This window comes from Limosilactobacillus reuteri, assembly GCF_020785355.1.
GTDB lineage: Bacteria > Bacillota > Bacilli > Lactobacillales > Lactobacillaceae > Limosilactobacillus > Limosilactobacillus reuteri_I.
On sequence record NZ_JAJGVH010000032.1, the window covers coordinates 72686 to 85042 of the forward strand.

13 protein-coding genes are annotated in these 12357 nt (G+C 40.1%); 1 reads left to right on the forward strand and 12 read right to left on the reverse strand.

Going from position 1 to position 12357, the window contains the following annotated elements; genetic code table 11:
• Positions 1–48: 48 nt before the first annotated feature.
• The 7 genes from ispE to LMB56_RS01075 all read right to left on the reverse strand — a co-directional run bounded on the left by ispE (position 49) and on the right by LMB56_RS01075 (position 6634).
• Positions 49–900 carry a 4-(cytidine 5'-diphospho)-2-C-methyl-D-erythritol kinase gene (gene ispE / locus LMB56_RS01045; RefSeq protein WP_229283356.1) on the reverse strand — a complete coding sequence of 284 codons (852 nt, stop codon included), beginning with the start codon at positions 898–900 and terminating at the stop codon, positions 49–51.
• Between the two features lie 187 nt (positions 901–1087).
• Positions 1088–1330: a Veg family protein gene (locus tag LMB56_RS01050; protein WP_003665581.1), complete on the reverse strand. Its 243-nt coding sequence runs from the start codon at positions 1328–1330 to the stop codon at positions 1088–1090.
• 90 nt (positions 1331–1420) lie between these two features.
• A complete protein-coding gene (gene rsmA / locus LMB56_RS01055; protein WP_122480922.1) occupies positions 1421–2314 on the reverse strand; it encodes a 16S rRNA (adenine(1518)-N(6)/adenine(1519)-N(6))-dimethyltransferase RsmA in 894 nt (297 codons plus the stop codon).
• Positions 2307–2873, reverse strand: a complete 567-nt coding sequence (gene rnmV / locus LMB56_RS01060) for a ribonuclease M5 (protein WP_122480921.1) — start codon at positions 2871–2873, stop codon at positions 2307–2309. Before rnmV ends, rsmA begins: the two co-directional genes overlap by 8 nt.
• Positions 2870–3688 (reverse strand): TatD family hydrolase, encoded by an 819-nt coding sequence (locus LMB56_RS01065; protein WP_122480920.1) that lies wholly within the window; start codon positions 3686–3688, stop codon positions 2870–2872. The genes rnmV and LMB56_RS01065 overlap by 4 nt, the downstream gene beginning before the upstream one ends.
• Positions 3681–5708 carry a methionine--tRNA ligase gene (metG, locus tag LMB56_RS01070; RefSeq protein ID WP_122480919.1) on the reverse strand — a complete coding sequence of 676 codons (2028 nt, stop codon included), beginning with the start codon at positions 5706–5708 and terminating at the stop codon, positions 3681–3683. Before metG ends, LMB56_RS01065 begins: the two co-directional genes overlap by 8 nt.
• A 77-nt stretch (positions 5709–5785) precedes the next feature.
• Complete coding sequence (locus LMB56_RS01075; RefSeq protein WP_122480918.1) at positions 5786–6634, reverse strand: DUF72 domain-containing protein; 849 nt, start codon at positions 6632–6634, stop codon at positions 5786–5788.
• 268 nt (positions 6635–6902) lie between these two features.
• Here LMB56_RS01075 and LMB56_RS10365 point away from each other — a divergent pair, with 268 nt between their 5' ends.
• On the forward strand, positions 6903–7028 hold the full coding sequence (locus LMB56_RS10365) for a hypothetical protein (protein WP_003665570.1): 126 nt from the start codon (positions 6903–6905) through the stop codon (positions 7026–7028).
• A gap of 54 nt (positions 7029–7082) precedes the next feature.
• Here LMB56_RS10365 and LMB56_RS01080 read toward each other — a convergent pair whose 3' ends face one another.
• The 5 genes from LMB56_RS01080 to trpS form a co-directional block, all read right to left on the reverse strand.
• The gene (locus LMB56_RS01080; protein ID WP_086142628.1) at positions 7083–7781 is read right to left on the reverse strand and encodes an NAD-dependent protein deacylase; all 699 of its coding nucleotides are present in this window, start codon (positions 7779–7781) and stop codon (positions 7083–7085) included.
• Positions 7782–7786: 5 nt separating this feature from the next.
• Positions 7787–8746 carry an IpaB/EvcA family protein gene (locus LMB56_RS01085; protein ID WP_229283355.1) on the reverse strand — a complete coding sequence of 320 codons (960 nt, stop codon included), beginning with the start codon at positions 8744–8746 and terminating at the stop codon, positions 7787–7789.
• Positions 8739–10001, reverse strand: coding sequence for a hydroxymethylglutaryl-CoA reductase, degradative (locus tag LMB56_RS01090; protein WP_229283354.1), 1263 nt, complete (start codon positions 9999–10001; stop codon positions 8739–8741). Before LMB56_RS01090 ends, LMB56_RS01085 begins: the two co-directional genes overlap by 8 nt.
• On the reverse strand, positions 9994–10935 hold the full coding sequence (locus LMB56_RS01095) for a Ppx/GppA family phosphatase (protein WP_003667177.1): 942 nt from the start codon (positions 10933–10935) through the stop codon (positions 9994–9996). Before LMB56_RS01095 ends, LMB56_RS01090 begins: the two co-directional genes overlap by 8 nt.
• 143 nt (positions 10936–11078) lie before the next feature.
• A complete protein-coding gene (gene trpS / locus LMB56_RS01100) occupies positions 11079–12101 on the reverse strand; it encodes a tryptophan--tRNA ligase (protein WP_229283353.1) in 1023 nt (340 codons plus the stop codon).
• Positions 12102–12357 lie beyond the last annotated feature (256 nt).

Sequence of the window (12357 nt, forward strand, 5' to 3'; positions counted from 1 at the left end):
GACAAGAGAGAAAGTTACTTCTTTCCATCCTCTTGTCCTTAAATATAATCAAAGCAAAGTTACAACATGAACGTCGCGACAAAATCCCCGGATACTATTTTGAATCCGTTTTGCTCGCGATTCTGTATGGCAGATTGCGAAGACGGTTGGTCCCGTCCCACTCATCTGAGCAACATCGGCCCCCAATTCTTTCATCTTATTCTTTAGACGACCAATCTCTGGATAAAATTTCATCGTTAAAGGCTCTAAAACATTTCCCATATATTTTGTTGCTTCTTGCCAATCTTCTTTCTTTAAATTTGTCAGTAATGCTTCATTATTAAGATGTTGAAGCTTCTCATAATTAATTTGTCGTAAGATTTGCGGCGTAGAAACACTGATCTTCTGTTTTGCAATCACAGCCCAATAATGAGGTTGCGGTGGTAACAATTCGATTTTTTCACCATGGCCAGTAACGTGGGCTAATTTGTTATATATACAATACGGAACGTCAGAATCAATTGTTAATGCGATCTTTGCCAGTTCTGATAAACTCAAGCCCAACTGCCAAATACTATTTAATGCGCGTAAAACTGCCGCTGCATCTGAAGAGCCACCGCCCAATCCGGCCGCGACTGGAATTTGCTTCTTAATCCGAATTGTAACGCCATCTTTACAATGAAAACGACTACGTAAAATATGAGCTGCTTGGTATGCTAAATTACGTTGGTCATTGGGTAAAAAGCCACTATTTGTATAAACTTTAATTGTTGCAGGGCGCCGGTGTGTCTCAACAGTTACATAATCAGCCAGGTCTGCCGAAACCATTACCATATCCCATTGAGGAGAACCATCAAAATATCGCATCGGCGTATCTAAACTCAAATTCAATTTTGCTGGTGCTTTTTCTGTAACTATCATCCGGCAACCCTCCTTAATTTATAATAATTTAGTTAGTTAAATTATACTAACGGAACTATAATCCTTGCAACTACTGTTTCCTAACTATCATTAAAGCAAAAGGAGTGAATAAAAACTGCCTTCCTGTTGAAAGGTATTTTTACCCACTCCTATTATTTTATAAATATGAATTTTAATTTTTATCAGTTTATTCCGCTTCATCAAAGGCAATTGAAATATTTCGTGTTAACAAATCAGTATAGCTATAGGAAACTCGATCCAATGTTCCTTGTTCATCATTCAAATGAATAACAAATACTGCAGGATAAGTCTTACTTAAAATACCGTGATGGGTGGTAATACGTTTACGTCCAGCTTGCGCTTTTACTAAAACATGCTCGCCAATCCGTTCATCTAGCTTCTTCTTAATTTCTACAATGCTATTAGGCACGACTCCTTCACCTCACTGTAGACTAGCATACTCTTTTTTTACACAAAAAGCAAAATTGTACCATAATGTTTTATAACGGTCAACCATCTTTTACAAGAGATCTTGCTGGTGAAGAGCATTCGCAAGTTCAATAAATTGTTCGAGGGTTAACTTTTCCGGCCGGATTTGTGGCGAAATATCCAGCTGGGTTAAAACGGCAGTCATTTTCTCTTTTACCGCTGGATCCTTACCAATTACACTTTGCAGGTTATTCCAAAGACTCTTGCGACGATGAGCAAAGCATCCCCGGATAAAGCCAAATAATTTTTGCTTATCAAAAGGCTGAACCGGAAGCGGATTTGGCCGTGGCGTTAGTACCACAATTGCTGAATCAACATTAGGCGCTGGCACGAATACTTTCCGCGAAACATCAAAAGCAATTTTAGCTTGCATTTGGTATTCAATCGCTAATGTCAAAGCACCATATTGTTTAGTTCCTGGTTTAGCCGTGAGTCGTTGAGCAACTTCCTTTTGCATCATTACACAAATCGTCGCCCACTCAACAGGACTAGCCAGTAAATTCATTAGAATGGGACTCGTAATGTAATAAGGGAGATTAGCAACCACCTTAATTGGTCGACTAGGATCCTTAAATTCCTTTTTGATTAATTCTGGTAAATTAGCTTGAAGGACATCTTGATTAATCACTTTTACATTATCATATGGTGATAATACTTCTTTTAATACTGGAATTAAATCTTGATCAATTTCTAAGGCTAAAACTTCTCCTGCCGCTTGTGCTAATTGCTCCGTTAAGGCGCCAATTCCAGGGCCAATTTCAATTACATTGTCGTTAGCTGTAATATCCGCTGCCTCAACGATATTTTTTAAGACGTTCAAATCAGTAAGGAAATTCTGGCCGAAACTCTTTTTTGTTCGGATCCCGTACTTTTCCATTATCGCGCGGGTACGTGTTCGACTACCAATTTCTGGTGAATTACTCATGATCTTCCTCCTGATTTATTTGCTTAATCGCTTGTTCAAATGTTGCCCGGTCAACTTGAAACATGTTTAACCGGTGAATCAACTGTTTCCCATTGCCATAGCCGATTCCGAGTAATTGCCCTAACTTTTCACGCCGTTTTCGTGAATCTGCTTGACCTGTTAATCCCCATTTTTGCAAGTCTTCTCGCTTAAAAACTTGCTGGGGTGTCGTTGTTTGAGTATAAAGGTGCTCCAAAGCTGATTTTATAATTGCTGGCGTTGCATGCTCAACTCCTAAGCTACCGTGAGCCTCAGTTGGCACACCATCTTTTCGTTTAATAAAAGCATGCTTAACGCCAGGAATGGCTTCACTGATTATTTTTCTAATCCGCTCGCCGTTAAAGTCCGGATCAGTAAAAACAATTAGTCCCCGACTTGCTTGTAACTTTTTCAACTTTGCCAAGTCAGCCGTTGAAATTGCGGAACCATTTGTTTCGTAGGTATCGGCATCAACCGCTTTTAAAATTTGCTTAGTATCATCTTTACCTTCAACAACTATAACTTCTTTTATTCTAATCATAGGCCTCTTTCTTCATTTTCCAAAAATAAGCGGCGGGCGTTCGTAAATGTTTTATATGCCACTTTACCAGCATCAACCTGCTTTAAATCTGCAATTGCATCCACCGTAAATTTAGTAAAACCGGGTTCGTTTTGCTTTCCTCGGTATGGGAGTGGCGTTAAGTAAGGTGCATCTGTTTCAACCATCATCTTTTCCAGGGGAACAACTAACGCGGCTTCATGGACTTCTGTCGCATTTTTGAAGCTTACGACACCACTAAAAGAAATCATCATCCCGAGATCCATAAATTTCTCTGCCCATTCTGGCGTCCCATTAAAACTATGCATAACACCGCCAAATTCATCGACGTGGGCATTCCGCAAAATTTCATACGTGTCAGCTAGTGCATCTCGGCAGTGAATCGAGACTGGTAATTTCAGTTCTCGCGCCCACTCAAGCTGTTCAGCAAAAATTTCTTGTTGTTGCTGGTGAGGAGAATGCTCGTCATTATAATAATCTAAGCCAATCTCTCCAATTCCCACGACTAAGGGATCTGCTAATTGTTGGCGTAATTCTTTCTTGGTTTCACTATTCCAATTAGCAATATCTTCTGGATGCCAACCAATAATTGGATGCAGGTTATCAAACTGGTGTCCCAACTTTAAAGCACGGGTATTCAATAGTTGATTTGAGCCAACAATATTCATCTCCGTCACGCCATAATGAGCAGCACGGTTAATAAAGGCAGGCACATCATCATAAAACGCATCGTCATTTAGGTGGGTATGGGAATCATAAACCAATTGCTGGTGTTGATGATTACTCACTTTATTCAACGCCCATTCCAGGTACTAAATTGTCAGGAACAGTTACTACTTGAACATTACCGTCTTTTTCAGCAGACAAAAGCATTCCTTGGCTTAATTCGCCCCGCATTTTCCGTGGTTTCAAGTTAGCAACAATCAAAACTTTCTTACCTACTAAAACAGAAGGATCTGGATACCATTTAGCAATTCCAGAAAGGATTTGACGACCTTCTTCTGTTCCATCATCCATGTGGAATTTTAGAAGCTTATCAGCACCTTCTACATGATCGGCAGCCGTGATTTGAGCCACTTTCAATTCAACTTTGTCAAAGACATCAATCCGAATTGGCTTTTTGCCATCTGTTTTCTCTTCTTGTGCTGCTTCTTGGGCTTTTTCTTTTGCTTCAGCCATTGCCTTTCTTCCCTTCTTCTTTTCGTTTGCTGTCATCTTGCTCTTAATAAATTCAACCTCGGCCTTCGCATCCAATCGTGGGAAGATCGGAGTTCCTTTGGCGACAACCTGAGCTTCTGCTGGGAAATCATTAAATTGAAGATCGGTTAATGATAAGTCAGTCCCTTCAATTCCAAGTTGTTCAACAATTTGTTTTGGTGCATTCGGCATAATTGGTTGAATTAAGGCCGCAATAATCCGCAAACTCTTTGCTAGATGGGTCATCACATCTGATAATACATCCTTCTTACTATCATCTTTTGCTAATACCCATGGTTCAGTTTCATCAATGTACTTGTTAGCACGACTAACCAACTTCCAAACAGTTGCCAATGCTTCAGCAAATCGTGTTTTGTCCATCAGTTCTTTATACTCAGCTATTACATCACTAGCAGTTTGTTCTAAATCAGCATCAAAATCAGTAGTTGCATCATTAGTACCAAGCAATTTGCCGTTTTGATACTTATTAATCATCGCAACAGTCCGATTGAGCAAGTTTCCTAGATCGTTAGCGAGGTCATAGTTTACCTTATCAACAAAGTCTTCTGGACTAAAGACGCCATCGTTACCAAATGGCATTGCCCGCAATAAGTAGTAACGTGTGGCATCAAGACCGTAACGATCAACAAGAGTTTCAGGATAAATAACATTTCCCTTTGATTTCGACATCTTACCGTCACGCATTGTTAACCAGCCATGACCGATGATGTGTTTTGGTAATGGCAAGCCAAGCGCATGAAGCATGATTGGCCAGTAAATCGTATGGAAACGAACAATTTCTTTTCCAACCATGTGAACATCGGCAGGCCAGTACTTTTTGAAAAGACTATCATCATCACTACCATATCCCAGCGCAGTAATATAGTTTGATAATGCATCAATCCATACGTATACCACGTGCTTAGGGTCACTAGGAACCTTAACCCCCCAGGTAAATGATGTTCGCGTAACTGCAAGATCTTCTAGTCCTGGCTTTAAGAAGTTATTAATCATTTCATTCATCCGTGATTGTGGTTCGATAAAATCAGGATGTTCCTTATAGTAGTTCATTAACCAGTCAGCATACTTGCTCATCTTAAAGAAGTACGATTCTTCCTCAACTAATTGAACTTCATGACCTGATGGCGCTTTTCCACCGATCACATTACCGTCTTCATCACGGTAAACTTCCGCTAACTGACTTTCTGTGAAGTATTCTTCATCATCAACCGAGTACCAACCAGTATACTTACCCTTGTAAATATCTCCTTGGTCAAGCAATTGTTGAAAAATCTTTTGAACAGCTTTTTCATGGTAGTCATCGGTTGTTCGAATAAACTTGTCATTTGTAATTTCAAGTTTTTTCCATAGCTCTTTAATTTGGGCAGCCATTTGATCAACGTATTCTTGTGGCTTCATGCCGAGTTTTTCAGCCTTTTGTTCAATCTTAAGGCCATGTTCATCGGTTCCTGTTAAGTAGAATACGTCATAGCCCATCAAACGCTTAAAACGTGCTTCTGCATCACATGCGATTGTTGTATATGAATTACCAATATGGAGTTTACCAGATGGATAGTAAATTGGTGTTGTAATGTAATAAGTTGGTTTTTGTTCAGCCATATGAGGCCCCTCTTTCTAAGATATTACTAATTAAGATTTAACATTTAGTATAGCATTTTATTAGGGCTTGCTCCATCCTAAAACAGATCAAGCTGTTCTGGTGATTTAGGTGCCAGACCCTTAAATTCAATGTTCATCATTTTTTGAAGACTTAATGCATTCGGTGCCGCATCCTTGGCTGAGTTATTGTTGAAGATAACACAGAGTTCTTTAGTCTGCGGCTGTAAGGACTCAATTTGTTTTTTAAAGAATTGAAGTTCTTCCGTCGAATATCGATACAGCGTCCGTGTTTTTCGCCATTCTTTTCCTTGATTTTCCCAACCTTTGCGATTACGGCCATGAAGGCGCAGCATGGCTAAGTCGGGATTAGTTGCCGCAAGCACAAATGGCACTGACGTCGGCGTATTATGGGGTTCATCAGCAGCTACTAATGTAAAATTGAGCTCACGACAGAAATCTAAGACTGACGGTAAAATTTCTTTCTTATACCAAGTTTGATTACGAAATTCGACTGCAATTGGCAAGTTTCCTAACCATTCCCGAATTAATCGTAAGTAAGAAAAGTCACGCACAGTTGCATCAAAATATGGAGGAAACTGAAATAATATCGTCTTTAATTGACCAGCAGCTACCAAGGGAGAGATTGTTCGACGATATTGTTGAAAGACCTGTTCTAATTCGCCACGTTCCTGATTTCGCTGATGTAATGTCATTTTCTGATTAGCCTTAACAATAAACTGAAAAGTTGGTGGAACAGTAGCAAGCCAGTTTTGAATTGTTGCTATCTGAGGTAAAGCGTAGAAAAAAGTATCAACCTCAACCACTGGAAAATGTTGAGCATACTCATCAAGCCTTACTGGGCGTTGTTCATCATGAATGAGTACTGGATGCTCTGTCCAAGTTGTCATCCCCATCGTTATTTTCATCTTTAATCCTCTCTTTCTTACCTCAAAAATCCTCATCAAATTACTTAGCAAATTCTTATACACCACAAAATAAATCTATATTCATTTTTCAAGGACTCGAATCGTTGTTTTTATCACTTTTATTCACTTTGATAGTAAAAGGCGAACGGATTATGCATTATTTTCGCACTTTAAAATGAAAGCGTTTCTCATACTTCGTTATTTCTCTAGGAAAAGCGTTCAAAACATGTTATTTTACAAGTGAACAATATGAAAGGAGCGATCAGAAATGCTACTAAAGAACAAAGGTATTCGTCACATTTTTTATCAAGAAAAGGATGCTACTAAAAAGAAAGGCTCTCATTTAGTAGCACTCCCATTCAAAGTTGATGGGAAGGTCGTTTTCTTTGAATAACCACTGGAGCAAAAAGAAGCTGGAAATTGTCCTTAGACAACTGCAGCTTCTTTTTTATACTTTTAATTCGTCAAAGAATTTTGTTGCATCGTCTTGAACCATTTGAAAGTCAAAAGGAAATTGCAATAATTGCTGATTAACAGCAATCACCTTTGCATTTGGATTGCGGTAATCTAGCAAGCCCGCAAATGGATATACTTTCATCGAAGTACCCACAATCACAACTAAATCAGCTTGTTGCATTGCCTTAACAGAATTGACAATATCCTCTTGCTTAATTCCTTCATCATATAACACAATGTCCGGACGCAAGGGGCCATTATCCTTTTGATGCAGGCGACTCTTCAAATATTCGCTCACTGGAACAGTTTCATGACACTTTTCACAATAAACGTGGAAGAGGTTCCCATGAAAGTCAATCAAGTGTTTCGTCCCAGCTTCTTCATATAAGTTATCGATATTTTGCGTTATAACAGTCGCACGGTCCTGTTGCGTCAAGACTGCCTGTTTTTGATGAATTACGTTGGGCTTTGCATCTGGAAAATACAAATTTTGCTTGCAAAATTCATAAAAGCCTTCTGGATCACTAACAAAATAACGGTGACTTAAGTAATATTCAGCATTCCGATTCTGCGTATATAAACCGTTTGCTGACCTAAAATCGGGAATGCCAGAAGCAGTTGAAACACCAGCTCCCGTTAGAAAGACAATATTTTTTGCGTCGTCAAATGTTTTTTGAATCGTCGCATCCATCTAACTCACTTCCTTACAATGTATGGAATGCTATTCTGTTCAAGAAATTCCTGCACTGATTGATCATATATCTTTTTAAATGCTTCTGGTGCATTTTGGGTCGGTGCCGGAAGAGTAAATGAATTTTGACCATCACTCCGCCGAAGACCAACATAGGCGCGCTTATCCGTCCCCCGTTCTTTCATATCAGAATGATAGATTTCAAAAACTTGACGCATCTCTAAACGCAATTGCCGAGCACTTAATACCGGTGATAAAGTTGTGTATTCGTTATTGTGTAAGGCTGGCAAGCCCCATTCCTGCATCTGTTGATCAAATAAAGAATAAATCTTAACAATTGACCGGCGCATATCGAACGGTGACTTAATGGGCTTCTTTGTAATCTCAGCATACATCTTTTTTGCCGCGGCCAGTGCAAGAGGGTACTTTTCTGCTAAAGTTTTTTCATACTTTGAAATGTGGTCACCGTAAAAGACCAAAGCATCCAAAAGGGTTAATAACCGTAACGTCCGTTCATCATCTTCCTCTTTTTCCGGAGTTAATGTATGTTCAATTCCCTTTAAATACTGCTCTTCAATCTCATCAGTAATAAAACCATGCTTACGTTGTTCTGCCACAACTACTCGATGCATAGCGATATTATACAAGTCGGTTGACATAATCATCATCTGTTCATCGAGTTCCTTATCCCCAAGAGACAGTTGGAAAAAGATTTGTGGGAAACCTTTTAGTAACATCAAAAGGTGCAATAATTCGTGTGAAGCAGTGTAATTTGGCGCAGTCAAGTCAGTCACAATAATAACCAAGGCACCAGGAATAGTTTGTTGAGTTGCTTGGTCATGGCGAACGTATCCTGACTTGTCACCATGAAACTGAACAAAGACACTACCTTCAGGATATAGACTATTAACCTGATCAAGAAGTGCCTGATTTTCTTTATTTAGTGTAATTCTCTCTTCAGTCATTAACTTGGTCCTTTCTGATCGTTGATAATATTTCTTTAGCAAGTGCTTGGTCAACATGTGATCGCTGCTTTAATTGTGCTACTACTAATGGTACTTCTGCTGGCGTCGCTCCGACACTTGCTGCTAATGACCGGTATTGGAGTTTCATATGACCAGCTTGAATCCCAGTGGTTGTCAATGCTCGTAAAGCAGCCAAATTTTGTGCTAATCCGACACTTGCTGTTACTGCTGCCAACTCTTCAGCGCTCTTAATTTGACTAATATGATAGTTTATCTTAGTCATTTTATTTAATCCAATTGAACCACCAATTACACCAACTGGTAAAGGAAGAACAATTTTTCCTACCAAGTAGCCGTCCTGGATTTCCCAAGTACTTAAGCCACGATATTGTCCATCACGAGCAGCGTAGGCATGAGCTCCGCTTTCAATCGCCCGCCAATCATTTCCACTGGCGATCATAACCGCATCAATCCCGTTCATTATTCCTTTATTATGGGTGGCTGCCCGATAAGGATCAACTTGCGCAAGGTCACTAAGGCGGGCAATTCGTTGAGCAACCTCTTTACCATCCATCTCCGTAGTTGCTAAGTACCGAAAAGCAACTTTGCAAGTAGCGGTTTGCAGACTCTGTGTGGCAAGATTGCTTAAAATTGCGGTAATAACATGGAAGCCTTTGTCCGTTAACCATTTTCCAACCGCTTCTGCCATCGTATTGACGCTATTAGCGCCCATCGCCTGGCAAACGTCAATCCCTAAATCAACGCTAATGAAGTCCCCAGGAGTGCGAACTTTCATTGATTTTGCACCCCCACCTCGTGCCTGCATTGATGGGTGCGCCTGGTTAGCAATTGTTAAAATCTCATCTTGGTGTTCTAATAGCCATGATGTAACTGCTGCTTTATCGGACACATCGTCTAAAACAACTTGACCCACTAATTGACGGTCTTGCTGAGGGGCATTAAATCCTCCCGACCTGCTTACCCGGTGCGCACCATTGCTAGCAGCAGCAATGACTGATGGTTCTTCAACCACCATCGGCACAACATACTGACGATTGTTTACAGTTATATTTAAGGCTACTCCTTCAGGTAAAGAATAATCAGTAATATAATTTTCGACTAACTCATCCCCTAAATCTGAACTCGTATTTGCTAATACTTGCTCTTCGATGGGGGACAGTTGACGAGCTTTTGTCAATTGTTGACGTCGATCATCGGCAGATAACTTATAAAAACCGTGTTGCCAATCAGTCATGGTGTCGCTTCCTTTGATTTACATATTCAGTGATAATTCCTTCGCGGACGCCACTCTCTGAAAAAATAACCCGGCCATCACTGTTACGTTGCAAAAGGGTTACAAGAGGCAGCATTCCGCCGATGATAATGTCTGCTCGTTCTGGTTCTAGACCAGTCATTCGTTTACGCTGGGCCAAGTTACGATTTAGCAATTCACGATAAGTAGCAAATACTACTCGCGAGGAAAGCTGATACCCATGAATTGAACCATTTCGACGGTGATGGTGATGGTAAGACTGGGTCATACGCGCCAAAGTCCGGTTAGCACCACCTAATAAAACAATCGGAACACGTGTCGCATAACGTAACCACGGAATTTTGGTCAATCGTTCGTTCATCGCTACCTGCGCACGAAAAAGGTCAGCCGAACGAACATAGCCATTTAAATGGTATTGCTCTGATAAATTAACAGCGCCGACCGGAATAGAAATCAAGTTACGTGCTTTTCGCTGCTGTACCAATATCAATTCACAGCTTGCTCCACCAACATCTAAAATTAAACAGTGGTTAAGCCGCAATGTTCGAACGACACCTAAGTAATCATAATAGGCTTCTTTTTTACCAGATAAAACTTGTAGATGAATACCAACTTCTTGCTGGACACGCTTCAAAAACTCTTGGCGATTTCGTGCCTGCCGAACTGCAGCAGTCGTGATCGCACGAACCTTAATATTGGGAATCTCTTGGTAGATTTTTTTAAATCGTTTTAGAGCCGCAATTGTGCGTTCAATTGCACTCTCTTGTAACATTTTTTCTCGTCCCATTCCCTCAGATAAACGTGTATTTTCTTTTACACGTCGAATTTCACGAAATCGTCCGTCTGGAGCAATTTCTGTTATTGCCATTCGGGCCGAGTTTGAGCCGAGGTCTACAATCGCGAGGTTTTCCACCATTTTCACCTCCGCTTTAATTAATTATTTTTCGTATAAATACATCTCTTTTATGTTACCATGTTCTGCTATGGGAGACACGAAAAAAAACGGGGCTCAGGGAAAAACTTATTTTCCTAACAGCCTCGCTTTTTTAGTTTATATTTTTAGCCAAAGTAGTTAATCCCGATTGCATCACGAACTTCTTTAAGCGTCTGGTTTGCAACCTCATTTGCCCGTGCTGAGCCTTCTTTAAGAACTTGATCAACATAATCAATATTAGTTGCATACTCTTCGCGCCGCTTGCGAATTGGTTCAAGTTCAGCTTCAAGAACTTCATTTAAGTAGCGTTTGATCTTAACATCCCCAAGGCCACCAGCTTGGTATTGCTCCTTCAATTTAGCAACTTGTTCTTTGTCTGGATCAAAGATGTCAAGATAAGTAAAGACAGTATTGCCTTCAACATGACCAGGATCACTAACCTTGATATGTGTTGGATCAGTATACATCGACATTACTTTCTTTTGCACTGTATCAGCATCATCAGAAAGATAAATTGCATTGCCAAGGGACTTACTCATCTTCGCGTTACCATCTAGTCCTGGAATCCGTCCCTGACCCTTTGGTGGAAATACTCCTTCAGGCTCAACCAAAATATCTTGTTGGTAAATACGGTTGAACGTCCGCACAATTTCACGAGTTTGTTCAAGCATTGGTTCTTGGTCATCACCCACCGGCACTGTATCAGCCTTAAATGCTGTAATATCTGCTGCTTGGCTTACTGGATAAGTAAAGAATCCAGCTGGCACACTTTCACCAAACTTCTTTTGCTTAATCTCAGTCTTAACAGTTGGGTTTCGGCGTAAACGCGCAACAGTTACTAAGTTAAGATAGTGCATCGTTAATTCACTCAATGCTGGAATTTGTGATTGAACCAAAATTGTTGATTTCTTTGGATCAATTCCAACCGCCAAATAATCAAGAGCAACTTCATGGAGACTTCGACGGATTTTTTCAGGATCACGGGCATTATCAGTCAATGCTTGTTGGTCAGCAATCATGATAAAAGTGTCATATTTACCCGTATTTTGTAATTCAACCCGATTCTTTAACGAACCTACATAGTGTCCAATATGCAACTTGCCAGTTGGTCGATCACCAGTTAAAATAACGTGTTTTTCTTCTGCCATTTTAAATTCCTCCTAAATTACAAAACGTCCTACTTAGTCATATAAACTAAATAGGACGCTTTTCGCGCGGTGCCACCTAAATTGCAATCATTATTGCCGCTCATTATGTATCCTGTTGTGACCATTTCGCACTTTGGGGACCTTTTCACCGACCGTCCCTCGCTAAGGCTCGCGCTACTTAATATAATTAATTTTAATCCAACTCCTACTAAAAAGGCAAGACAATCCTGAATATGACAAGTATAATAATATTAAA